We start from the raw sequence: 23,868 nt of genomic DNA, 5'->3' as shown, positions 1-23,868 counted from the left end.
CCCGCCCGAGCCGGCGGGCGTGCCGGACGGTGTTCAGCGCGCCGCTGCGGTGGCCCGCCTCGACGAGAACCGTGCCCCTGGTCAGCCCGGCGATGATTCTGTTGCGGGTCAGGAAACGCCCCCGGTACGGCGGGCTTCCGGGCGCCGCTTCGCTGACGACCAGCCCGTTGTCACGGATCCGTGCCAGCAGTTCGGTGTGGGCCCGGGGATACGCAATGTCGACCCCGCCGGCCAGGACCGCGATCGTGGGGCCGGCGGCCGCCAGCGCCCCGTGATGGGCCGCCGCGTCGATACCGAACGCCGCGCCGGAAACGATCGTCCAGCCCCGGTCCGCGAGCCCGGCGGCGAGGTCGACCGCGATGGTGGTCCCATAGGCGGTCGCCGCCCGGGAGCCCACCACTGCCACCGCCCGTTCGCACAGTCGGCCCAGGTCTCCGTCCCCACGGGCCCACAGCCCGAACGGCTCCCCCGCCTCCGGCTCCGGGCCCTCGGACAGCCGCCCGAGGGCGGTCAGCGCGGACGGCCACTCCGGGTCCCCCGGGCAGATGAACCGCCCGCCGAGGGCCGCAAGCAGGCCCAGGTCGCGTTCCGGGTCGACGTCGGGATAACGGCCGCGCAGGTCGGCCCAGACGGCCACGGCGCCGCGCCGGGCCACCTCGACGCCAACCGCCGGCCGGTCCGAGCTGACCGCGCGGGACAGTGCCGCCCTGGCCAGCCGCTCGCTGTCGGTGGCCGTCACTGCTGTCTCCCGGGCAGCCGCAGGTCCAGCGCCATCCCGATCTGGGTCGGCCCCGGGGCGGGCAGGCCGGTCAGGTCCGCGAGCGTCCAGGCCACCCGCAGGACACGGTCCAGACCACGCGCGGTGAGCTGCCCGGACTCGAAGGCGAGATCGGCTGGACGGGTCACCTTCGCTGGCAGTGCCCACGTCCGCCGCAGGGCGGCACCGGGGATCTCCGCGTTGGTGCGCCACGGCGTACCGGCCAGCCGGGACGCCGTGGCCGCTCGCGCCGCTTCGACCCGCCCCGCCGCGACCGCCGAGGTGTCGGCGTATCTGGCGTCCGCACGCAGTTCGGCCCGGCTGGGCGCGGCGAGTTCGACCTGCAGGTCCACCCGGTCGAGCAGCGGACCTGACAGCCGGGAGAGGTAGCGCCGGCGTACCAGGCTCGGGCACTCGCACGCCCTGGCCGTGGCGGCGCCCGCCCGGGCGCACGGGCACGGGTTCGCCGCGAGCACCAGCAGGAAACGGGCGGGAAACCGCGCGCTCACCCGGGCCCGCGCCAGTTCGATCACCCCGCTTTCCAGCGGTTGGCGCAGCGCGTCGAGGGTGGGGCGGGAGAACTCCGGCGCCTCGTCGAGGAACAGCACACCCCGGTGCGCCTGGCTGGCCAGGCCCGGGCGCAGCACGGTCGAGCCCGCTCCGACGAGCGCGGCCGGCGTGGCCGAATGATGCGGGTTGCGGTACGGCGGACGGAGCACCAGCGGGCAGTCCTCGGGCAGCAGCCCGGCCACCGAGTGCACCGCGGTCACCTCGAGGGCGGCCTCGGTGTCGAGCGCGGGCAGCAGGCCCGGCAGCCGTTCGGCCAGCATGGTCTTGCCGCTGCCCGGCGGTCCCTGCATGAACAGGTGGTGGCCGCCGGCGGATCCGGCTCGTACTCCCCGCGCAGCAGCCGGACCAGGCAGTCGAGATCCTTCACCGGTTCGACGACGGCCCCCGGGACGAGCGCGGCCTCCGGGCCGTTCGCCTCGGGCACGACGACACGTTCGATGCCGGCGTCGAGCGCCGCGATCGTCGCCGGCAGCACCCCGCGGACCGGCCGCAGCCGGCCGTCGAGCGCCAGTTCCCCGAGCAGCACCCGGGAGCGCAGCGCCGCCGGGGGGACGGTGGCCGCCGCTCCGAGGATCGCGGCGGCCATCGCCACGTCGAACCCGCTACCGGACTTCGGCAGGGTCGCCGGGAAGAGCCCGACCGTGATCCGCTGGCTCGGCCACTGCTGGCCGGAGTTGACGATCGCGGCCCGGATGCGGTCCCGGGCCTCGTGCAGGGAGGTGTCCGGCAGCCCGACAAGGGTGATGGCCGGCAGCCCGTTCGCGAGATCCGCCTCGACCTCGACGAGATGCCCGTGCACCCCCACGACCGCGACGCTGAACGCCCGCGCCAGCGCCATCAGAACGCCCCGCGCAGATGCTCCACCCGCGGCGGGTTGTTACGGGTGCGGTACACCTCGACCACGTCGAAGCGCAGCGGCATCAGCGCGTGCTCGTGGTCACGCAGCCAGACGAGCGCCACGCGGCGGATACGAGCGGCCTTTGCCGGCACCACGGCCTGCGCCGGTGTGCCGTAGCGGTCCCCGGAGCGGGTCTTGACCTCGCAGAACACCAGACACGAGCCGTCCCGGGCGACAATGTCGATCTCACCGGCCGCGCATCGCCAGTTACGGTCGAGGATCTCCATCCCGCACCGCGACAGATGCCGGGCGGCGGTGTCCTCCCCGAACCGCCCGAGTACGTCCTTGACCCGCATCGCGCGCTCCCGTCCACGGGCGACGGACGCGCCCGTGGAGATCAGGATGACTGGCGAAAACGGACAGAACGAGATTACCTGCCGATCTGTGGACAAAACGGGCCTCGCGTCGTTCGCCCGTCCACAGGTTAGAGCTCGGCTTTGGTCAGCTCCTCGACGTTGATGTCCTTGAACGTGACCACTCGAACGTTCTTCACGAACCTCGCCGGCCGGAACATGTCCCAGACCCAGGCATCACGCAGGGTGAGTTCAAAGAAGATCTCACCGGCGCTGTTGCGGGCCTCGATCTGGTAGTCGTTCGCGAGGTAGAAGCGACGCTCCGTCTCGATCACATAGGAGAAGAGACCGACGACGTCCCGGTACTCACGGTAGAGCTGGAGCTCCATCTCGGTCTCGTACTTCTCGAGGTCTTCGGCGCTCATGCGCTCTCCGTCGCGCTGGGTAGCCCGGTCCGTGTCACGGCGTCCTCCAGCCGCGCCAGTCGTTCACGTTGAGCTTGTGCCACATTGACATACGACATCCGATGCTGTTCGCACGGTCCGTACGCGGACAGTGCCGCGGCGTGCCCGGCCGTTACATACCCCTTGTGTTGGGCGAAATCGTACTCGGGATGCCGGTGGTGGAGATCTTTCATGATCCGGTCCCGGGTCACCTTGGCCACCACCGACGCGGCCGCCACACAGGCGACGACCTGGTCACCCTTGAGCACGGCGGTGGAGGCGACCCCCAGCCCCGGCACCGCGAACCCGTCGGTGATGACGTACCCCGGCCGCCGGCCCAGGCGTGCCACGGCCCGGCGCATCCCGGCGATGTTCGCCACGTGCACACCGCACGCGTCGATCTCGGATGACTGGATCACGACGGTCGCCCACGCCTGGGCGACAGACAGTATCTCGTCGAACACCTGTTCGCGTAACCGCGGCGACAGCCGCTTGGAGTCCGCGAGATCGACGAGGCGGCGCGACCCGTTCGCGGGGAGGACGACAGCGGCCACCACGAGCGGCCCCGCGCACGCGCCACGGCCGGCCTCGTCGACGCCGGCCACGGGCGCGAACCCCCGGCGCCGCAGGAGACGCTCACAGCCCCACAGCCCGCTCTCACCTCGGACCGCCGCGCCGGTCGGCGCGAACGGCGGGAGGGGCCGCGGCCGGACGCCGCCCTCGGCGGGCCGCCGGGCGCCACCGCGACCGGCGGCCGTCGCGGTGGGCTGACGGGCAGTCGCCGTTGTCGTCACCTGCGTTCCTCCCGAGCCGTTTCACCGGTCGCGTCGGCAGGGTACCGGGCGAGGCTCGCCTGCGCCGCGCCGTGGTGGCGACGCCCACCACCGCCGCTCCCGCCAGCCCGGCGCCGGCAAGCGGCGCGGCGCCCGCCGCCTGCGCACCCGCGGCGGCAAAGATGTTCGGCGGGCTCAGGATCGCCATCCGGCTCAGGGGCCAGACCCGCACGAAGGCCCGGCCGACGACCTTGCTCTGCGGGATGGTGCCGTTCACCCGGGAGTCCGAGGACTCACCGCGGTGGTCACCCATGACCCACAGCTCGCCGGGTGGCACCTTCACCGGCTCGAACTCACGGCCCCCTCCGAGCGGGCTGTTCTCGTACACGTACGGTTCGTCCAGCGGCTGGCCGTTGACCGTCACCCGTCCCTGGGCGTCACAACACGCGACGGTGTCACCGCCCACACCGATGACACGCTTGATGAAGTCCTTGTCGCTGGGCGCGCCGAGGCCGAGCATCCCCTGCACCGACCGCAGCGCCCGGGAGAAGACGTTGCCCGGCGGAGTGACCAGGACCTCGGCCCGCTCGAAACCGGTCCCGTCCCCGTTGAACACCACGATCTCGCCACGGTGGACGTCCCGGAAACGGTAGACGAGCTTGTTGACCAGCACCCGGTCGTTGACCAGCAGGGTGCGCTCCATCGACACGGTCGGTATCCAGAACGCCTGGACGAGGAACGCCTTGATGAGCAGGGCGAGCAGGAAGGCGATCAGGACCAGCAACGGCAGCTCACGGGCGAACGAGCCGCGGCCACCGCGGCCGCCGCGGCCCGGGCGCTGGCGGGTGGGCGGGCCGTCCGTGGCATCCACCCCGGCCCGCTGGGGCTCCGGGAACTCCTGGAACTCCTGACCGGTCAGGTTCTCACCGATGACGTTCTCCCCGGTAGCGTCGCCTACGGCCTCGGTCTGACGGCCGGCCGGCCGGCCGTCGTCGGGGACAGCGGCCGGATGCCCCTGATGCCGGCCAGGCACGCCGACCGGACCCGGCTGCGGCCGGGTGGTGGCCGATGTGGACCCGGCCGCTTCGTCGTCGGCCGGTGGGGGGGAGCCAGTCCGCTCTCCGGGCGTGTCGACCGCGTCGTCCTCGCGGCCGCCCGTGGAGCCGGCGGGCGGAGGCCCGCCCCAGCGCATCGGACGACTGTGCTCGGCTCCACTCACCGCGCCACCTCATGGGTTCGCCGACTCGGGCTGGAATGTGCTGTCCGGGGAACCCGGTTGAAAACGATCGCTGACCACCCTACGCGCCTGGCCGGCGCCAACGACGCCACGGCGGACGCGTGTCCGATGTTCGGGTCGCCACACGCACCGGTCGCGATCATGCCGCAACGGCCGTACCACAGCCGGTCGTGTCAGCCATCCTCAGTTCCAGTGTCAGCTCCGGCCCGCCAAACCGCCACGGCCGACCGGGCACGTCCTACGCCGGCCGGCGCTTCTCCTTGATCTTCGCCGCCTTGCCACGCAGATCACGCAGGTAGTAGAGCTTCGCGCGGCGAACGTCCCCGCGGGTGACAACTTCGATCTTGGATATCACCGGGCTGTGGACGGGGAAGGTCCGCTCCACACCGACACCGAAGCTGACCTTACGGACCGTGAAGGTCTCGCGCACGCCGCCGCCCTGCCGCCGGATCACGACGCCCTGGAAGACCTGGATGCGCTGGCGGTTGCCCTCGACGACACGAACATGAACCTTCAGAGTGTCGCCCGGCCAGAACGTCGGGACGTCGGTCCTCAGTGACGCGGCGTCGAGGCTGTCCAGGGTTTGCATGGCAGTCGCTTTCTCGCGGTGATGACGGGACGGGTCAGGCCTGGTCCGGCCGGCGGAGGTGAGCCACTGTAACGGAGCACCTACTAGCGGACCACACACCGGCGGTCTGCGCATCAGCGGGCCGTGCTGGCAGTCGTGCTGGCATTGGCCCCTGGTGGCATCCGCTCGGTGCCCGCTCACGCCGAGTGATGTCACCCGGTGCGGCGGACGGCCGGAAACCGTATCCTACTGTGCCACACGAGCGTTCGAGCCGGTCCCACCCGAGCCGTCGTCCGCCGCCGCCTGGTCCTGGCGGGCGAGCAGGTCCGGGCGGCGTTGCGCGGTCCGCCGCAGGGCTTCGGCCCGCCGCCACCGGCCAATGGCGGCGTGGTCGCCGGAGCGCAGCACGGCCGGGACCTCGCGGTCACCCCACACCGCCGGCCGGGTGTACACCGGGGCCTCCAGCAGGCCGTCGGTGAAGGAGTCGTCCGTCACGGACTCGGCGTTGCCGACCACGCCGGGCAGCAGCCGGGTGACCGCCTCCAGGATGACCAGGGTGGCGACCTCTCCCCCGGCGAGAACGTAGTCCCCGATGGAGATCTCGTCGTCGGCCCACTCGTCGATGACACGCGCGTCGATGCCCTCGTAACGGCCGCAGCAGAACACCAGCCACGGCACGTCGGCGAGATCGGCAGCGTACGCCTGTGTGAAGGGCCGTCCGACCGGGGTCGGGACGACGATCCGGGGCCGCCGACCGTCCGCCGCGCCCAGCGCGCGGATCTCGGTCAGCGCAGCCCACCACGGCTGCGGACGCATGACCATGCCCGGCCCACCGCCGTAGGGGGCATCGTCGACGCTGCGATGCACGTCGTCGGCCCACTGCCGCAGGTCGTGCAGGTGGACGTCGAGGATGCCGCGCGCGCGGGCCCTACCGACCAGGGACAGCTCCAGCGGGCTGAGATAGTCGGGGAAGATCGTAACTATGTCGACGCGCACAACCGCTCCGCTGCTCCAGGTCCGCCGCGCTACTCCAGGTCGAACAGGCCCGGTGGCGGGTCGACGACGATCCGGCCGACCGGCACCTCGACCGTCGGCACGATCTCACGCACGAACGGGACGAGCACCTCACGGCCGCCGACGTGCTCGACGGCGAGTAGTTCCCCGGCGGGCGTGTGGACGACGTCGACGACCGTGCCCACGTCGACATCATCAACCGTGACCACCCGCAGTCCGACGAGGTCGCGGTCCCACCACAGGTTGCCGGCATCCTCGTCGCCGTCGTCCGCGGCCTGGCCCGCCTGACCGGCGGCGATGGTGAGAACGCGACCGCGCAGGGCCTCGGCGGCGTCGCGGTCGCCGACGCCCTCGAAGCGCGCCAGCAGGCGGCCGGCGTGCCAACGCGCCCCGGCCACCACCAGCGGCGTGGCCGTGGGCGGCTCGCCACACAGGTGCGTCCCGGGCGCGAACCTGCGCTCGGGAACGTCCGTACGGACGTCGATCGTCACCTCGCCCCGGATGCCGTGGGGACGGCCGATCCGGCCGACCACGACCGGCTCGTCCGCCGCCGGGTCGGCGGCAGGGCCGCCTCCGTCACGTGCTGCCGCGGACCGCGGCCGGCTGGTGGCGCTTTCGCCGTGTGTTCCGACAGCCATCTGAAGACGGCCCTACCGGTCGACGTCGATCACATCGACCCGCAGGCCCCGGTCACCCACTCCGGCCATGACCGTCCGCAGCGCGCGGGCTGTCCGCCCGCCGCGCCCGATGACCTTACCGAGATCGTCCGGATGCACCCGGACCTGAAGGGTGCGGCCCCGCCGGCCCGACTGCAGGTTCACGCGCACATCGTCCGGGTGGTCGACGATGCCCCGAACAAGATGCTCGAGGGCGGCTTCCAGCACTTACTGCCCCTCCGGAGCCTGCGACTCGGCCGCCGCCGGCTCGGTCTTCCCGGCGGCGGGGGCGTCCTCCGTCGCCTTCTTGACCTTCTTCGGCGTGGTCGCGGGCTTGTCGGTGAGGCCGGCCGCGGCCTTGGCCGCCGCCTGGAACACCTCGCGCTTGTCGGCCTTGGGAGCGGCGACCTTCACCGGCGGCGGCGCGGGAAGACCCTTGAACTTCTGCCAGTCACCGGTGACCTTGAGGATCGCGAGTACCGATTCGGTCGGCTGCGCACCGACACCGAGCCAGTATCCGGCACGCTCGCCGTCGACCTTGATGATGCTCGGGTCGGACTTCGGGTGGTACTGCCCGATCGTTTCGATGACCCGTCCGTCCCGCTTGGTACGGGCGTCCGCGACGACGATCCGGTAGTGCGGCTCGCGCATCTTGCCGAGGCGCTGAAGTTTGATCTTGGTTGCCACGATTGTCGAACTGCTCCAGACGTACGTCAGTAGTCACCGGACACCACAGTGCGGACGCGGAGTACCGGTAGCTGGGTTTGCCGGACGCCACTCGCGGCGCCGATGGTGAACGGGACCAGGGCGGGAACCCCGGACCGCCATCCCAGTTTGCCAGATCGCCCGACGCGGGGTGTGCCCGGGCGCCGGTGGCGCCGTCGGCGCCGTCAGTGCCGCCGGCCACGCCCCTGCCCGGGCGGCGGGAAAGCGCCACCGGGCAGACCCTCGCCGCGCATCAGGGCCGACAGGTCGGGCAGCTCGCCCTCGCCGAGCCCGGGCGGCAGCCCGCCGGGCCCGCCGGGCAGCCCACCGGCCCGCCGCGCCNCCGGCCCGCCGCGCCTCGGCCGCGGCCCGCTGCGCCTGCGTCTGCGCGGCGCGGGCGGCGGGGTTGCCCTTGCGCTTCGCGCCCTTGGCCTTCTTGGCAGTCTTGCGGCCCGCGGCCGACTTCGCGCGCAACGCCCCACCGGGCCCGCCGAGGCCACCGGCCATCTGCTTCATGACCTTGCGCGCCTCCTCGAACCGATCGAGGAGCTGGTTGACCTCGGTGACGGTCACTCCGGAGCCACGGGCGACCCGGGCCTTGCGGGAGGCCTGCAGGATGCGTGGATCGTCGCGCTCGGCCGGCGTCATCGACCGGATGATCGCCACCACCCGGTCGACGTCCCGGTCGTCGATCTGGGCGAGCTGATCCTTCATCTGCCCCATGCCGGGCAGCATCCCGAGCAGGTTGGCGATCGGCCCCATCTTGCGGACGGTGAGCATCTGCTCGAGAAAGTCGGAGAGGGTGAACTCGGAGGCGGCCATCTTCGCCGCCAGCTGTTCGGCCTGCTCGGCCTCGAAGGCCTTCTCGGCCTGCTCGATGAGGGTGAGGACGTCGCCCATCCCGAGGATGCGCGAGGCCATCCGCTCGGGGTGGAAGACGTCGAAGTCGTCCAGCGCCTCACCGGTGGAGGCGAACATGATCGGACGGCCGGTCAGGTGCGCGACCGACAGCGCGGCACCGCCGCGGGCGTCACCGTCGAGCTTGGTGAGCACCACCCCGGTGAAGCCCACCCCGTCGGCGAACGCCTGCGCGGTGGTGACGGCATCCTGGCCGATCATGGTGTCGACGACGAACAGGATCTCGTCCGGGGACGTCACGTCCCGGATGTCGGCGGCCTGGCGCATCATGTCGGCGTCCACGCCGAGCCGGCCCGCGGTGTCGACGACGACCACGTCGTGCAGACGACGGCGGGCGTGCTCCACGGCGTCGCGGGCGACCGCGACCGGGTCGCCCACACCGTTGCCGGGCTCGGGCGCGTACACGTCCACGCCGGCCTGGCCGGCGACGACCTGAAGCTGCGTGACGGCGTTCGGCCGCTGCAGGTCGGCGGCGACGAGCAGGGGGGTGTGACCCTGCTCCTTCAGCCACCGGCCGAGCTTGCCAGCCAGCGTCGTCTTGCCCGTCCCCTGCAGGCCCGCCAGCAGGATGACGGTGGGTGGCGTCCGGGCGAACCGCAGGGTGGTCGTCCCGCCACCCAGGATCGTGACCAGCTCCTGGTTGACGATCTTTATGACCTGCTGGGCGGGGTTCAGCGAGGTCGAGACCTCCTCGCCCCTGGCCCGCTCCCGAACAGCGCCGATGAAGGCCCGGACCACCGGCAGAGCGACGTCGGCCTCCAGCAACGCCACCCGGATCTCCCGGGCGGTCGCACTGATGTCGGCCTCGGACAGCCGCCCCTTGCCACGCAGTGACGAGAAGGCCTTGTCGAGACGGCTGGACAGGGTGTCGAACACGCGCACACTCCGGGATCGCTGGCGGACCGCAGCTCTCAGGGTACGCACCCACCGGCCCGGACCGGAGCCGGACCGCTCGGCACCGCCCCGCCCGACGGAACCACAAAGATCACCAAGCCCCGGCGAGGCGCACCCACACGACGATCACAGGCGGACCCGCCGTGATCTCCGCCCTCCACACCGAGGATGGTGGGGACACCTCGCCGGACGTCGTCCATCCCGGCCGTCACCACCGACCGGGAGTGAAATCCTCACCCCGGCACTGTAGGTCGCGGCATGCGGGTACGGAAGAAGCTTCGGCGTCGGACGCAGTGGCCACACCGTGGTCCCCGGCCTGGTTCTACCGGCTCACCTGCTGTGTTGCGTTGTTACGTTTCGATGTTGCGTTTCAGGACTTTGTCGCCCACGTGTCGCGGCTCAGTCCGGCGGGTCCCCGAGCAGCGCGTCGACGAACGCCTCCGGCTCGAAGGGCGCGAGGTCGTCCGGGCCCTCCCCCAGGCCGATCAGCTTCACGGGGACGCCGAGCTCCCGCTGTACGGCGATCACGATGCCGCCCTTGGCGGTGCCGTCGAGCTTGGTCAGCACGACCCCGGTGATGTCCACCGCCTGAGTGAAGACCCTGGCCTGCTCGACCGCGTTCTGGCCGGTGGTCGCGTCCAGCACCAGCAGCACCTCGTCGACGGGGCCGAGCTTGGCGACCACCCTCTTGATCTTGGAGAGCTCGTCCATCAGGCCGGTCTTGGTGTGCAGACGGCCCGCGGTGTCGATCACCACCGTGTCGACGTCGTCACTGATCCCCCGCTTGGCCGCCTCGAAGGCCACCGACGCCGGATCGCTGCCCTCGCTGCCACGCACCGTGTGCGCCCCGACCCGACTGCCCCAGGTCTCCAACTGGTCGGCGGCCGCGGCCCGGAAGGTGTCCGCCGCGCCCAGCACGACCCGCCGGCCGTCCGCCACGAGAAGACGGGCGATCTTTCCGCAGGTCGTGGTCTTGCCGGTGCCGTTCACCCCGACGACGAGGATGTTCGCCGGCCGGCCCTGCGCGAACGCCTGAACCGTGCGGTCGGTGCTGGTGCCGATCTGGGCGAGCAGCTCGTCGCGCAGCAGGACGTGGACGTCCGCGGGCCGGCGCGCGCCGAGGACCTTCACCTTCGTCCGCAACGACGCGACCAGCTCCTCGGTGGGCGTGACGCCGACGTCCGCGACCAGCAGGGTCGTCTCGACGTCCTCCCAGACCTCCTCGTCGAGGTTGTCCCCGGACAGCAACAGCAGCAGGCCACGGCCCAGGCTGCTCTGGGAGCGGGCCAAACGCGCGCGCAGCCGCACCAGCCGGCCCGCGGCCGGGGCCGGCACCTCCAGCTCCGGTACCTTCTCCAGCTCCAGCTCGTACAGCCCAACCTCGGCGGCCTCGGCCCCGGTCGGGGGCACGGGAATATCAAGGTCGGCCGGGAGATCGACCGTGTCGACCGTCCGGCGGGGGGAGTCCCGCGGCACCTCGGCGTCGTCACCCACCCCGGGCGGGTAGTCCGTCCCTGGCTGCGGCCGGTCGGGGGCGTGGCCGGGGGCGGCGGTGCCCGCCCGCCCGCGGCGGCGGGNNCCCGCCCGCGGCGGCGGGTGCCCACCACCAGGCCAGCGGCCGTGACGACGGCGAACACGACGATCGCGATAATGATGAGGACGTACTCCACGCCTTCGATCCTGGCAGACCAGGCGTGCTGTGCTCAGGCCGAGGCGCGCTCGCGCAGCCGCTGACTGATCACCGTGGTGACCCCGTCACCACGCATCGCCACTCCGTAGAGCGCGTCAGCGATCTCCATCGTGCGCTTCTGGTGGGTGATGACAATCAACTGGGATTTCTCCCGCAGCCCCTCCAGCGCCTCCAGCAGGCGGCCGAGGTTGCGGTCGTCGAGAGCCGCCTCGACCTCGTCGAGGACGTAGAACGGCGACGGACGGGCCCGGAAGATCGCCAGCAGCAGCGCAATCGCCGTCAGCGACCGCTCTCCACCGGACAGCAGCGACAGCCGCTTGACCTTCTTGCCCGGCGGCCGGGCCTCCACCTCGATACCCGTCGTGAGCATGTCGTCGGGGTCGGTCAGGACGAGCCGGCCCTCACCGCCGGGGAAGAGGGTCGCGAAGACCGTCTCGAACTCCCGCGCGGTGTCCGCGAACGCCGCCCGAAAGACCTCCCGCACCCGCTCGTCGACCTCCGCGACGACCAGCAGCAGGTCACGACGGGTGTTCTTGATGTCGTCAAGCTGGGTGGAAAGGAACGCCGCACGCTCCTGCAGCGCCTCGAACTCCTCCAGCGCCAGCGGGTTGACCTTGCCCAGACGGTTCAGCTGCTTCTCCGCGGCGGCCGCCCGCGCCGCCTGCTCGGCCCGGTCGAACGGGACGGGCTCACCGTCGGGGGTGTCCGGCGGCACCGGGACGTCCGGCCCGTACTCGGCGACCAGGTCGTCAGCGGCTATCCCGTGCTCGTCCATCGCCTTGGTCTCCAACGTCTCGACCCGCAGGCGCTTCTCGGCGCGGGCGAGCTCGTCGCGATGGACGTCGTCGCGCAGCGCGGCGAGTTCGGTGGCAAGCGTGCGGACCTGCTCGCGGACGCCGGTCAGGTCGGACTCGGTCTGCCGGCGCAGCGCCTCGACGCGCTGGCGTTCGGTGTCGGCGGCGACGAGGGAGTGCTCCAGGGCGGTCAGGGCGGTGTCGGCGGCGTCGGCGGCCGCCGCGGTCACCGCTGCCTGGCGTTCCCGGACCTCCCGGCGGCGCGCCGCGGCCATCCGCGCGGCACGTTCGTTCGCGGCGGAGCGCACCAGCGCGTCCGCGCGGCCGGCCAGCGCCCGCGCCCGCTCCTCACTGGTGCGCACGGCGAGCCGGGCCTCGACCTCCTCGGCGCGCACGGCCGAGGTCGCCGCGACCAGCCGGTCGCGTTCGGCTGACGAGCGTTCCCCGGTCTCTGGTTCGTCCGAGGCCGCGGCCAGCGCCGCCTCCAGCTCCGCCAGCGCGCCATATGCCTGGTCACGGGCTGTCTCGGCCTGGGCGCGGGCCCGTTCGAGCCGTTCGATCTCGGCCGCGCCGGAGCGGTTCGCCCGCTCCAGCTGGGAGAGCTGCTCGGAGAGCGCGCGGTGCCGGGCGTCGGCGCCGTGCAGCGCCGCGAGCGCCTCGTCGATCCCGCCGCGGGCCCGGGTGACCTCCTCCCCGGCGGCGGCGACCGCTCCCCTGGCGTGTTCGCCGCGGCCGGCCGCAGCGATCATCTGGCTCTCCGCCTCCTCGGCGGCGGCCTGCAGCTCCAGCAGGGACGGTGCCCGGGCGCTGCCGCCGGTGGCCAGCGCCGGCCCGATCACGTCACCGGCCCGGGTGACCGCCCGGATGTCGGGATGTGCCCGGACCACCTCCACCGCGGCGGCGAGGTCGTCGACCACCAGGGTGGCGGCGAGCATCCGCGCGACGGCCGCGGCATAGCGCGGGTCACCGACCCGCACGAGATCGGCCGCGGGTACGCCACCGCCGCGGGCCTGTGGCGACAGGGCCCGTGCCGGGTCGGCCGCGCTGTCGGCCGCGGCGCCCGGCGCCGCGCCCTCGGCGGCGACGACCAGGGACGCCCGGCCGGCGTCGACCGCCCGCAGCCACTCGAACGCGGCGGTGACGTCGTCGGTGCCGGCGACGGCGACGGCGTCGGCGGCCGGGCCCAGCACGGTCGCGACGGCCACCTCCGCCCCCGGCTCGACCGACAGCCATCCGGTGAGCCGGCCGAGGATGCCGGTGGGCGGTTCGACACGAACCTCGACGTCCGCGACCTCCGCGGCGTCGGCGTCGGCGTCGGCGTCGACCCTGTCCTGTCCGCCGGCGGCCTCCCGGCCGGCCTTCCCCTTTTTCCCTTTGGGCTCTTTGCCTCTGTTCCCCCTGCCGGCAGGTCCGCCGGCTCCGCTACCCGCGCCGGCCTGGCCGGCGGGCGGGGGCGTCCAGCTGCCGGCGGCGGCGTCCAGCAGTGCCGCGGCACCGTCGCGCGGGGTCAGCGACAGGGTCAGCGCCTCCCGGCGAGCCTGCCAGGACGCCCGGTCGCGTTCGGCGGAACGCTCCTGCGCGCGCAGCTCCTCCAACCGGTCGGTGGCGGTGGTGTGCACCGCCGCCGCCTCGTCGTGGCGCGCGGTGAGCTCGCCGCGGGTGGTCCGGATCCGGGCGAGCTCCGACTCGAGCGCGATCCGCTGGTCGCTGGTCTCCCCGCCGCGCAGCCGGGCCGCGTCCACCGCCTCGGACATCCGGACGATCTCCACCTCGGCGCTGCCGGCCCGGGACCTCGCGGCCTCGACCCGGCCGGCCAACCGGGCGAGGTTCTNGAGGTTCTCCCGCCGGCTCGACGCCTCCCGCGCGGCCGCTACCAGCGCCTTCTCCTCCTGGGCGAGGGCGGCTTCGAGCNCGAGCCGCGCCCGGCGGGTGACGACCTCCTCAAGGCTGTCGCGGTCGGCGTCCAGCCGGGTCAGCAGCGCGTTCTCCTGCTCCCGGACCGCGGCGGCCTCCTGCTCCATCTGCTCGGGGTCACGGCCGCTGCGCTGCTCCTCGGCGCCGGCCCGCAGCAGCCGGGCCCGCTCGGCGGCCAGCGACCGGGTGCCCCGGATGCGTTCCCGCAGGGATACCAGGGCGTGCCAGACCTCGCCCGCGGCAGCGGCCCGCGGGGTCACCGCGGCCAGCGCCGCCTCCAGCTCCTGCTCGCGCCGCTGCCCCTCGGTGTGGGTACGGCCCACCGTGGCGAGACGGGCTCGCAGCGCCTCCTCGTCCCGGATGTCGGTTGCCAGGTTGCCACGGGCCGTGACGATGTCGTCGGCGAGCAGCCGCAGCCGGGAGTCACGCAGCGTCGCCTGGATGACGCCCGCCTTACGGGCGATCTCCGCCTGCCGGCCGAGCGGGCCGAGCTGACGGCGCAGTTCGGCGGACAGGTCGGTGAGCCTGGTGAGGTTGGCGGCCATCGCCTCCAGCTTGCGCAGCGCCTTCTCCTTGCGCTTGCGGTGCTTGAGCACGCCGGCCGCCTCCTCAACGAAGGCACGGCGGTCTTCCGGGCGGGCGTGCAGGACCGCGTCGAGCTGCCCCTGCCCGACGATGACGTGCAGTTCGCGGCCGATCCCGGAGTCACTCATGAGCTCCTGGATGTCCAGGAGCCGGCAGGTGCTGCCATTGATCGTGTATTCGCTCTCGCCGCTGCGGAACATCAGCCGGCCGACGGTGACCTCGCTGTAGTCGATCGGCAGGGCGCCGTCGGTGTTGTCGATGGTCAGCAGCACCTCGGCGCGGCCCAGCGGCGGCCGCGACGGGGTACCCGCGAAGATGACGTCGGACATGGTTCCGCCGCGCAGCGCCTTGGCCCCCTGCTCGCCGAGGACCCAGGCCATGGCGTCGACGACGTTGCTCTTGCCGGAGCCGTTCGGCCCGACCACGCAGGTGATACCGGGCTCAAGGTGCAGAGTCGTCGAACTCGCGAACGACTTGAAACCCCGCAGGGTGAGGCTTTTGAGGTGCACCGGTCTCCGACAGCTGTCGCAGGGAACGGGCCGCGGACAGTTGGCCGCACAGTGCAACCGACGGGCGGGCCCGCCACGCGTGCGTAGGCCCGTCTCTGCCACCATGCCCGAGGGGACGATCGGGTACTCACGATACTGCGGTGTCCGGTAGCGAACCGGGGCCGGGTGCGGCGGCCTGACAGGGACCGGCGGAGACCGGGGCAGGCGGGCACTGGAAGGTGAATCGTATCACCGACAGAAATCGACGTAGCTCGCAACGTCACAGGCATGGCGGGAAACCTCGACGGGAGGTTTCATGAATGCCGCCGACAACACAAAGGGACGTTCCCCATGAAGAGAAACGTCCCTTGGGTCCCGCTGCGGGTCCAGGAGGATCAGGTCAGCGCGGGCTCTGCCTCGAACGCTCGGAGTTCATCCGAGACATCGACCCCTTCAAGAGCATCATTGAGAGCGCGACTACGCGCGAGCTCGTCCTCCAGTTCTGCTACACGCGCACGAAGTCGGCGTACCTCATACGACAAACGAACGTCGTTGCCAGAGCCGACGTGGCCGAAAAGGGCCTTCGCCATGATAGTGGTCCTCCACGATGAGTGACCGAGCGGGTGCGGGATGCGCTGCGACCTGGCCAACCGGCTCAGGCAGACCACACGACGCGCCAGACAATGAATCGAGGATGGCACGTCTTGCGACCGAAAGTCAAGACGATGCCATACCCCACTCGCCGACTACGGCGTTTTGTCGAGATGGGGACAGCCGGGCCTGTCGGAGTGTCCGTCGGCACGACGGACACTCATGTCACCGGGTTGTCATGCCACCCACACCGACACGGCCGGTCAGCCGGCCGATACGCGCCGGGACCGTTACCAACCCGGTACACACGAGCCCCGCTGGCATCCCACCGCGACTCACCCGCACACCGGACCGGACGATTGATGCCGGACCGGACGATTGGGAGTGTCAACAAACGCGTCACTTACGAACAAAATTCAGCAGGTCACCGCTGGGCGGCGACCAGGAGTACGTCACCTGCGTCGTCCGGCCGGGCGTGTGTCCCGCCCGCAACATTTCCAGCAGGGTCTGGCAGTCCGCGCGCGGACCCTCGACGATCACCTCGACCCGGCCGTCCGCGAGGTTGGTCGCGGAACCCACCAGGCCGAGCCGACGCCCCCTCGATCGAACATACGCACGAAAACCAACACCCTGCACGGTCCCCGACACCCATGCCGTGAGCCGGACCAGTGGCTCCCCGGACGCGGAGTCACCGGAAACAGCGGAATCGGCGGGGCCGCCGTGCGGGCAGGCGGGAACGTCACGCATGAAGCCGGTAGGATACCGGATCACTGTGGACACGACACATTCCCCCCGCTTCCGTCAGCCTCGGTCGCGCCGGTACCGCCGCGGCCGGGTCGCGCTGACGACGGTGTGCGCCATCGTCATCCCGTCGACGCTGCTCCTCGGCGGCTGCGGCCAGAACTTCGAGCAGGACGGCGGCGTGCTGCCGGTGCCGAAAGCCAGCACCGAAGGCCTGCGCAGCGCGATACCGGAGCCCGAGCCCGCCGCGGCCGAGATCATCGGGCCCGGCTACGCCCCGCCCCGAACGTCAGGCCCCACCCAGACAGCGGTCCCCAACATCCCCGGTGGCAAACACTGATCCGGTACCGATCCGGTACTGATCCGACAACAGGTCAGGTGCCGATCCGACGGCAGCCACCGACGCACCGGCCCCACCTGGACCGACACACCCGCGGCTGACGCGTCCGACCTCCCCTGGTTGGTCACAGCTGCTTGCGGTGGGGCCTGCTGGCGAGGCGGCTGCCGGTGCCGATATCGGCTCGCTGCCCGGCCTGAAAGCCGGCCAGCCCGCCCGACCCGGACAGGTTGCGCGACCGTGTCGTGCGCAGCCGCGGATAGACCTCGGCGACGTGCCGGTCGACCCTCGCCGACCGGTCGGCGAGGACGAGCTCGACCGATCGACCGCCGACATGCCCGGACCGGTGGCGTTCCCTGGCCCCGGACTCGGCCGCGGTGAGCCGGCTCTGGACGGCGGCGGCGAACCCGGCCATCCAGGATCGGCGGAACGCGCGGACGTCCTCAGCAGGCGGCACCCGAACCAGCGCGAGGGCGTGCGCCTGCTGGACCAGCAGGGACGTGTAGAGGATCTGGGTCCGTTCCAGATCAGCCGCCATCCCGAACAGGTGCGCCGCGTGCGCGATCGCGCCGCCCAGCGGGTTCGTCCGGTGGATCAGCCGGCAGCCGAGCGGGCCGGCGATGGCGGCCAACAGAGTGATCTTGTCCCGGGCGTAGGGATGGTCGACGCCCAGCACGACGTCCCCGGCCGTCGCTGTGGTGGGCGCTGTCTCCTCCAGCAGCGCCCGGTCGATGCCGTACTGGGCGATGAGGTCCGCGGCCTTGTCGTTGTAGGACTCCCGAGCCTGTTCGGGCAGGCCCTCGGCCTCGGCCATCGCCAGCAGCTTGCGGATCTTTCCCAGGGCGGCGTCCGCGTCCATGACGGTTGTCGCGCTCCTCCCACTACCAGCTGCCGACAGCCGCCTACCAGTGCGCCTTTCGCGGGCGTGGCTGGCAGCGCGGACAGGTGAAACTGGACCGGTTCATGAAGGCGTCCCGGCGGATCGGGGTTTCGCACCGCGTGCAGGGCAGGCCCGCCCGCCCGTAGACCGCGAGCGAACGGTCGAACAACCCGCTCTCACCGTTGACCGACACGTAGAGCGCGTCGAAAGAGGTGCCACCGGCATGTAGGGCCTCGAGCAGCACCTCGCGCACCGACTGAAGTAACCGGTTGAGCTCGCCGCGGGTCAACGTCCCGGTCGGACGCGCGTAGTGCAGACCCGCTCGCCACAGTGATTCGTCCTCATAGATGTTACCAATCCCGCTGACGAGGGTCTGGTCGAGTAACGCCCGTTTGATCCCGGTCCGGCGGCGGCGCACGGCCGCGACGAAGCCGGCGTCGGAGAAGCCCGGGTCGAGGGGGTCCCGGGCGATGTGCGCGATCGGCGCGGGCACGCCCGCGTCTGCCGGGACGACCGCCAGCCCCCCGAAGGTGCGCTGGTCGACGAACCGCAGCTCCCGGCCGGCGTCGGAGAAGGTGAAACGCACCCGCAGGTGCGTCTCGTCGGGCTTCTCCGTGGCAACCACCAGGAGCTGGCCGCTCATCCCGAGATGGCCCAGCAGCGCAGCCCCGCTGTCGAGGGCCAGCCACAGGTACTTGCCCCGGCGGCAGGCAGCCTCGATCGTGCGGCCGGTGAGCACCGCGGCGAAGTCGGCGGCGCCGGCGGCATGCCGCCGGACCGCCCGGGGATGGGCGACCGCCACCGTGGCGATCGTCCTGCCGGGCAGCGTCCGCTCAAGGCCGCGGCGGACCACCTCGACTTCGGGCAGTTCAGGCATCGGACTCGGGCATCAGAAGGACGTTGGACAACGTGGGTGGCGGTCAGCCGTTGCCCGTGCCCACAGCCGCCTCGGAATGGCCATGGGTGGTCTCTGCCACAGAGTCAGCGGTGGCGCCGACAGCATCGGATACCGCCTGGCCGGGAGCTTCCGCCTCGTCCTCCAGCGCCTGGAACGCGGCGGCGGCGGCCCGCTGCTCAGCCTCCTTCTTACTGCCCCCGTCGCCGTGACCGAGCACCCGGCCGGCCACGACGGCCCGGGCGGTGAACCGTTTGGCGTGGTCCGGCCCGAACTCGTCCACCTCGTACTCGGGGGGGCCGAGCAGCAGGCTGGCGGTGCGCTCCTGCAACGACGTCTTCCAGTCCAGCCCGGCGCCCCGGCCGGCGGCGACGTCGAGCAACGGGTCGAACAGCCGGTGGACGAACTCGGAGGCGCTCTCCAGACCGGACGACAGGTAGACCGCGCCGATCAGCGCCTCCAGGGTGTCCGCGAGGATGCTGGCCTTGTCCCGCCCGCCGGTGGTCTCCTCTCCTCGGCCGAGCAGCAGGTAGGGGCCGATGCCCCTCTCCCCCAGCGTGCGGGCGACCTCGGCCAGGGCCCGCATGTTGACCACGGACGCGCGCTGCTTGGCCAACTGCCCCTCGGGCAGGTCGGGATGACGATTGAACAGAGCGTCGGTGACGACCAGGCTGAGCACCGAGTCCCCGAGGAACTCCAGCCTCTCGTTGGTCGGCAGGCCACCCTGCTCGTAGGCGTACGAGCGGTGCGTGAGCGCCAGCTCCAGCAGGTCGACGTCGACGGGCACGCCGAGCGCGGTCCGCAGGCCGTCCCGGGGCACCGGCGGAGGCAGGCCGCGGGTCATGACGGCAACCCGGCCCGGCTGCGACGGCGGGTGACGAGACCGGCCAGGGCCGCCCGTTGGCGCGGCACCCATCCGGAGCGGTCCGCGACGGATGCCTGCGCGACTGCCCGCGCGATCGCTTCCGCGACGCCTGAACCGGCCGCACCGGAACCAGGCCCGCCGCCCGCGACGATCACGATCCCGTCGACGCCAACCACGAATGCTCCCTCCTGCGGATACCACCCCGACAGCGCCGGTGGCGGCTGGTCGACAGACTCCGCCACCGCCCGCAACCACGAGACCACAACAGCCCCGGTCGAACCGTCGCAGACCACGACATCGACCTGTCCGCCAGCCGCCACCGTGGCGGCGTCGACGGCGCCGACGACGTCGAGCTCCAGCCCGGCGAGGAAGTCACCGAACTCGCCAGACCCGTCGGGCGCGCTGACGTCCAGGCCCCCGGCATACGGTCCATCGGCGCCTGGCCGACCGGTACCCGGTCCACCGGCGCCAAAGCGTGCTCCGGGGTGACGGACCGGCCCCGCCACCAGCCGGCCGACCCTGGGACGTGCCACGCCCAGACAGGCCGTCGCGTAGGCCGCGCCGACGATCGCGTGCTGGACGAGATGATCGGCCCCGGTGCCGCTGCCGGGGGCCGCGCCCGCGTCCAGCAGGACCGTCGGGCGCAACCGGGAGCCGAGCAGCACGGCGAGAGCCGGCCGGGTCGCCCCCGGCACCGGCCCGAGGGTGAACGAGGCGGCGGCCACGAGCGCTTCGGGCGGACCGGCGGAGACGACCGCGTCCGCCACACCATCTCTGATCAGCCGGGTCGCGACACGGACCGTGGCATCCCGCCTCGAGCGGACCTCACGGGCCGCGTCCTGGCCAGGACCGATCAGATGGGGCGCTTCGGCCAGCCGTAACCGGCCACCGACGGTGAGCCCACGCTCGGCCGACAGCCGTTCGGCAACCGCGGACGGACCGACGACGCTGACCACCAGCGACTCGTCGGCGTCCAGCGCGCTGCCGATGCCGTCGACGACCGCATCCGGCGCGCCGTCACCACCCAGCAGATCGACCGCGACGTGTGTCACATCAACTTAGACGTCGAGGACCTGTCGATCGTTGTAACGACCGCACGTCGGGCAGACCGTGTGCGGACGGGTCACGTGGCCGCGGGGGCACTTCGTGAGGGCCGGGGCCTGCGTCTTCCACTGTGCCCGCCGGGAACGGGTGTTGCTGCGCGAGGTCCGGCGCTTCGGGACGGCCACTAGTCCTTCTCCTTGCTCTCTGCGTTGGTGTTGCTCGCTGTGTTGGTGTTCTCGTTCGGTGGCAGGTTCTCGATCAGTGACGGCAGCGCCGCCCACCTGGGATCGGCCCGGGCGTGCTCGTGGTCGACATCAGGATCGTCCAGCCGGCCCCCACAGTCGGCGCACAGGCCGGCGCAGTCCGGCCGGCAGCAGGGGGACAGCGGCAGGCTGAGCACCAGCGCGTCGCGCAGCGCCGGCTCGAGATCGAGATGGTCGTTCACGACCTGGAAGGAGTCGTCCTCGGGGTCGTCGGGGGCCCGGTCCGGGTAGTAGAACAGCTCGCGGAGGTCGACCGTGGTCTCGTCCTCGATCGGGTCGAGGCAGCGCGCGCACTCGCCGGTCAGTGGCGTGAACACCGTGCCGCTGACCAGCACGCCCTCCATCACGGCCTCCAGGCGCAGATCCAGGTCGATGGGCGCGCCCGACGGAACGTGGATCATCTCGGTGCCCAGCTCCGACGGGGCGGGCAGCCGCGTCACGACGCGCTTCATCGAACCCGCCCGGCGGCCCAGCTCACGGATGTCGAGCACGAGCGGACCCCGAGGGGCCCGGCGGCGGAATGACGGCGCAGTCATGGAGGAGGTGCCTGTCGTTGCCACGGAGTACCGGATTCACAACTCTCGGGTGTCGCAGATGGCCGACCGCGTGACGATAACGCGATCATGATCTGTGGCTCGTCGGTCGGTGGGTTCGGTGCCCGGGAATCCAGGCGCCAGGGACCACCCTATCCGATCGTCTCGCGAAATCCGCTCACCGTCACCTCGGACGGACCGGGGGACCGACCGCGGCACGTCCGCCGGCCTCGGGTCGCCAGCCGGCGGACGATCCCCGACCGCCACATCAATGACCGGAACCGGCGCGCCCGGGCATCCGGACGACCCGCGCCCGTCGTCCGCCCGCGTGTCACGAACCATCGCAATGGTCGCCTCAAGGAGACATATGGAGATCCGTAGTAAGCGGTAGGCCATGGCTGGTGGTGGACCACGGTCATACGCCCTGGCTCACCGCGAGTGATACCAGCCATTCACGGTAGGGGTTGCTCGGTCCAGACGGTCTTGCCGGTGGAGGTATAACGAACGCCCCAGCTCTGACAGAGCTGGGTGATGAGGAACAGGCCCCGCCCGCCCTCGTCGCAGCCACGGACCCGGCGCGGATGAGGGGAGCCGCAGCCGCCGTCGGAGACCTCGCAGATGAGGACATGCTCCCGGATCAGGCGCAACGTGATGGGAGCGGCACCGTGGCAGATCGCGTTGGTGACCAGCTCGCTGACCAGCAACTCGGTGGTGAACACCGCTTCTTCCAATCCCCATGCGCACAACTGCCGGGAAACCCCGGCACGGACCGCGGCGACAACGGCGGGGTCGAGGGGCAGCTCCCAGATGGCGAGTTGCTCCACGGTCGGGGTGTGGGGGCGGGAGGTCACCGGCGTGGCATAGGCCGCATCCGTGGTCGCCTGACCCGACAGCTGTCGCCGGAACAACCGTGGGCACACGTTCCGAGTCGGAATGATCGTTCTGCTACTGGCATTCGCGGATCACATCACACCTTGGTCAGGACCATCCACGGGATCGATTCCGCGCCGAGGATACGTAGTACGTACGCCTGACGGGTACTACAACGGATCTCCAGCCGCCCGCCCGGCGGCATTTCGGCCGCCAGCCTGATGATCGCCCCGGCGCCATGGGCGTCCAGGAAGGAAAGATCTGCCAGGTCCAGGAGCAGGCGGTCCCCGAACCGGGCGAACGCCTGCTCAAGGCCACCGATGAACTGCTCGCGGGTAGATAGATCAACTTCTCCGGCCAGTTTCAGGCCGGAGTCGGTATACGCAATATCCAGGGATCCGATACCTTCGAGCACCGCCATGGGGTGGACGCCGTCCATGCGGTCCAGCATTTCCCTGCTGAAACGCTTCCGGTCGTAGCAGCAGATCACACTGCACCGCGGATCGGTGAACAAGACCTTGAGCTTATGCTCATAGGTGACGAGCTGGTCGAGATCCATGTCAGGATCCAGCGCCCAGGCCATGTCGGCGCAGGCTCGGAGTCCCGGGTACTCCTGCCGGTACGACAGCTCGATCTGCTCCCGGTACCGCTGGATCTGACCCTCGACGGAGAACCGGGCAGGCGGCAGATACATCGATTCGGTGCTCTCGATGTTCAGTTGGCCGCGCTCCCATGCCGGCTCCGCCGGCGGACCATAGGAGTCCAGCCGAGCGAAGATCTCGCCCTTCGAGAGGTCGGGGTCGGTGACGACCAGCACCTTCTCGCCCTTGGCGAGCCCCCACTGACTGTAGGCGGCCAGCACGCTCCAGCACGCGTCGTCGTCGACGAAGCTCAGGCATGCGTGATCGCCAAGCCCTATCCGTCCTACAGATACAGCCCGGCGCGGATCAGTATCAACACCCTGCGTAGACACTCCACGTACAGCTATGACGTCAACCAGTTAAGAATTCACGGTCCGATGACGCTTGTCAAAGTGGGCCCGGGGCCCCTCGGGCGCGGCCCCGGGCGGAGCGCCGCCCGGGGCCGCGCTTCAGCGGGCGAGACGTTCGCGCAACTGTTTGAGCACCACGTCGGGGACCAGCCCGGACACGTCACCGCCGTAGGTGGCGACCTCCTTGACCAGGCTGGAGGACAGAAACGCATACTGCGGGTTCGTACTCATAAAGAGGGTTTCGACACCCGCGAGCGAATGGTTCATCTGCGCCATCTGCAACTCGTAGTCGAAGTCACTGACCGCGCGCAGGCCCTTGACGATGGCCTGAATGCCGCGGGCCCGGCAGAAGTCGACGAGCAGACCGTGGGACGACTCGACCACCACGTTGGAATGGTCCCGGGTCACCTCACGGATCAACTCTATCCGCTCCTCCACGGTGAAAAGATTGGCCTTGTTCTTGTTGATGAGCACGGCTACGACGACCTCGTCGAAGAGCCGACTGGCGCGGACGATGATATCCAGATGACCGTTGGTGATCGGGTCGAACGAACCTGGACAGGCAGCCCTTCTCATGATCCGGAACCGTACCAGAGCACCCCCTCACCATACGCGCGATTGCGAATAGTAATGATCCCGTCCGGCCAGACCGGCGGGCCGC

24 protein-coding genes and 1 pseudogene (1 of these 25 only partly in view) are annotated in these 23,868 nt (G+C 71.3%); 1 reads left to right on the top strand and 24 read right to left on the bottom strand.

Going from position 1 to position 23,868, the window contains the following annotated elements; genetic code table 11:
• From FrCorBMG51_RS01645 to FrCorBMG51_RS01575, 15 genes and pseudogenes are all read right to left on the bottom strand, one after another.
• Positions 1-637 carry the 5' portion of a DNA-processing protein DprA gene (locus tag FrCorBMG51_RS01645; protein WP_476742085.1) on the bottom strand. The gene continues 143 nt to the left of window position 1, outside the view, so 637 of the gene's 780 nt are visible here — the first part of the coding sequence; it begins with the start codon at positions 635-637; its stop codon lies beyond the left edge, outside the window.
• A 98-nt stretch (positions 638-735) separates the two neighbouring features.
• Positions 736-2,165: pseudogene (locus tag FrCorBMG51_RS01640) on the bottom strand (YifB family Mg chelatase-like AAA ATPase).
• A complete protein-coding gene (locus FrCorBMG51_RS01635; protein WP_013874827.1) occupies positions 2,165-2,521 on the bottom strand; it encodes a YraN family protein in 357 nt (118 codons plus the stop codon). Before FrCorBMG51_RS01635 ends, FrCorBMG51_RS01640 begins: the two are co-directional and overlap by 1 nt.
• 128 nt (positions 2,522-2,649) lie before the next feature.
• Positions 2,650-2,943, bottom strand: a complete 294-nt coding sequence (locus FrCorBMG51_RS01630) for a DUF2469 domain-containing protein (RefSeq protein WP_013874828.1) — start codon at positions 2,941-2,943, stop codon at positions 2,650-2,652.
• On the bottom strand, positions 2,940-3,611 hold the full coding sequence (locus FrCorBMG51_RS01625; RefSeq protein WP_047221474.1) for a ribonuclease HII: 672 nt from the start codon (positions 3,609-3,611) through the stop codon (positions 2,940-2,942). Before FrCorBMG51_RS01625 ends, FrCorBMG51_RS01630 begins: the two co-directional genes overlap by 4 nt.
• 7 nt (positions 3,612-3,618) lie before the next feature.
• Positions 3,619-4,953, bottom strand: coding sequence for a signal peptidase I (lepB, locus tag FrCorBMG51_RS26045; RefSeq protein WP_235433230.1), 1,335 nt, complete (start codon positions 4,951-4,953; stop codon positions 3,619-3,621).
• Positions 4,954-5,209: 256 nt separating this feature from the next.
• Positions 5,210-5,560 (bottom strand): 50S ribosomal protein L19, encoded by a 351-nt coding sequence (gene rplS, locus FrCorBMG51_RS01615; RefSeq protein ID WP_047221365.1) that lies wholly within the window; start codon positions 5,558-5,560, stop codon positions 5,210-5,212.
• A 225-nt stretch (positions 5,561-5,785) separates the two neighbouring features.
• A complete protein-coding gene (gene trmD, locus FrCorBMG51_RS01610; protein WP_047221364.1) occupies positions 5,786-6,535 on the bottom strand; it encodes a tRNA (guanosine(37)-N1)-methyltransferase TrmD in 750 nt (249 codons plus the stop codon).
• Between the two features lie 29 nt (positions 6,536-6,564).
• Positions 6,565-7,191 carry a ribosome maturation factor RimM gene (gene rimM, locus FrCorBMG51_RS01605; protein ID WP_083730909.1) on the bottom strand — a complete coding sequence of 209 codons (627 nt, stop codon included), beginning with the start codon at positions 7,189-7,191 and terminating at the stop codon, positions 6,565-6,567.
• Between the two features lie 12 nt (positions 7,192-7,203).
• Positions 7,204-7,437: an RNA-binding protein gene (locus FrCorBMG51_RS01600; RefSeq protein WP_047221363.1), complete on the bottom strand. Its 234-nt coding sequence runs from the start codon at positions 7,435-7,437 to the stop codon at positions 7,204-7,206.
• Complete coding sequence (gene rpsP, locus FrCorBMG51_RS01595; RefSeq protein ID WP_047221362.1) at positions 7,438-7,896, bottom strand: 30S ribosomal protein S16; 459 nt, start codon at positions 7,894-7,896, stop codon at positions 7,438-7,440.
• 33 nt (positions 7,897-7,929) lie between these two features.
• Positions 7,930-9,708, bottom strand: a complete 1,779-nt coding sequence (gene ffh, locus FrCorBMG51_RS01590) for a signal recognition particle protein (protein WP_235433229.1) — start codon at positions 9,706-9,708, stop codon at positions 7,930-7,932.
• A gap of 417 nt (positions 9,709-10,125) precedes the next feature.
• A complete protein-coding gene (gene ftsY / locus FrCorBMG51_RS01585) occupies positions 10,126-11,220 on the bottom strand; it encodes a signal recognition particle-docking protein FtsY (protein WP_235433228.1) in 1,095 nt (364 codons plus the stop codon).
• A gap of 209 nt (positions 11,221-11,429) precedes the next feature.
• Positions 11,430-15,218 carry an AAA family ATPase gene (locus FrCorBMG51_RS01580; protein WP_047221361.1) on the bottom strand — a complete coding sequence of 1,263 codons (3,789 nt, stop codon included), beginning with the start codon at positions 15,216-15,218 and terminating at the stop codon, positions 11,430-11,432.
• A 969-nt stretch (positions 15,219-16,187) separates the two neighbouring features.
• The gene (locus tag FrCorBMG51_RS01575) at positions 16,188-16,535 is read right to left on the bottom strand and encodes an acylphosphatase (RefSeq protein WP_086055189.1); all 348 of its coding nucleotides are present in this window, start codon (positions 16,533-16,535) and stop codon (positions 16,188-16,190) included.
• A gap of 25 nt (positions 16,536-16,560) precedes the next feature.
• On the opposite strand from FrCorBMG51_RS01575, the gene FrCorBMG51_RS01570 reads away from it, so the two are divergent.
• Complete coding sequence (locus tag FrCorBMG51_RS01570) at positions 16,561-16,869, top strand: hypothetical protein (protein WP_235433227.1); 309 nt, start codon at positions 16,561-16,563, stop codon at positions 16,867-16,869.
• Between the two features lie 124 nt (positions 16,870-16,993).
• Here the strand turns inward: FrCorBMG51_RS01570 and FrCorBMG51_RS01565 are convergent, their stop codons facing one another.
• From FrCorBMG51_RS01565 to coaD, 9 genes are all read right to left on the bottom strand, one after another.
• Entirely contained in the window at positions 16,994-17,725 is a 732-nt protein-coding gene (locus tag FrCorBMG51_RS01565) for a DUF2786 domain-containing protein (protein WP_047221359.1), read from the bottom strand.
• Between the two features lie 43 nt (positions 17,726-17,768).
• Entirely contained in the window at positions 17,769-18,623 is an 855-nt protein-coding gene (gene mutM / locus FrCorBMG51_RS01560) for a bifunctional DNA-formamidopyrimidine glycosylase/DNA-(apurinic or apyrimidinic site) lyase (RefSeq protein ID WP_047221358.1), read from the bottom strand.
• Between the two features lie 43 nt (positions 18,624-18,666).
• Positions 18,667-19,485: a ribonuclease III gene (gene rnc, locus FrCorBMG51_RS01555; RefSeq protein WP_047221357.1), complete on the bottom strand. Its 819-nt coding sequence runs from the start codon at positions 19,483-19,485 to the stop codon at positions 18,667-18,669.
• Entirely contained in the window at positions 19,482-20,558 is a 1,077-nt protein-coding gene (locus FrCorBMG51_RS01550; protein ID WP_047221356.1) for a phosphate acetyl/acyltransferase, read from the bottom strand. Before FrCorBMG51_RS01550 ends, rnc begins: the two co-directional genes overlap by 4 nt.
• A gap of 6 nt (positions 20,559-20,564) precedes the next feature.
• The gene (gene rpmF / locus FrCorBMG51_RS01545) at positions 20,565-20,735 is read right to left on the bottom strand and encodes a 50S ribosomal protein L32 (RefSeq protein ID WP_013874845.1); all 171 of its coding nucleotides are present in this window, start codon (positions 20,733-20,735) and stop codon (positions 20,565-20,567) included.
• The gene (locus FrCorBMG51_RS01540) at positions 20,735-21,349 is read right to left on the bottom strand and encodes a YceD family protein (RefSeq protein ID WP_047221355.1); all 615 of its coding nucleotides are present in this window, start codon (positions 21,347-21,349) and stop codon (positions 20,735-20,737) included. The genes rpmF and FrCorBMG51_RS01540 overlap by 1 nt, the downstream gene beginning before the upstream one ends.
• A gap of 449 nt (positions 21,350-21,798) precedes the next feature.
• Positions 21,799-22,197: an ATP-binding protein gene (locus FrCorBMG51_RS01535; RefSeq protein WP_235433226.1), complete on the bottom strand. Its 399-nt coding sequence runs from the start codon at positions 22,195-22,197 to the stop codon at positions 21,799-21,801.
• A gap of 116 nt (positions 22,198-22,313) precedes the next feature.
• Positions 22,314-23,189 carry an MEDS domain-containing protein gene (locus FrCorBMG51_RS01530; RefSeq protein WP_086055187.1) on the bottom strand — a complete coding sequence of 292 codons (876 nt, stop codon included), beginning with the start codon at positions 23,187-23,189 and terminating at the stop codon, positions 22,314-22,316.
• A 117-nt stretch (positions 23,190-23,306) separates the two neighbouring features.
• Positions 23,307-23,783 (bottom strand): pantetheine-phosphate adenylyltransferase, encoded by a 477-nt coding sequence (gene coaD / locus FrCorBMG51_RS01525; RefSeq protein ID WP_013874850.1) that lies wholly within the window; start codon positions 23,781-23,783, stop codon positions 23,307-23,309.
• Positions 23,784-23,868 lie beyond the last annotated feature (85 nt).

This window comes from Protofrankia coriariae (assembly GCF_001017755.1).
GTDB classification, from domain to species: Bacteria; Actinomycetota; Actinomycetes; order Frankiales; family Frankiaceae; genus Protofrankia; species Protofrankia coriariae.
The sequence above is the reverse complement of the archived record's forward strand: the minus strand, read 5'-3'. Positions and strand labels throughout refer to the sequence as shown.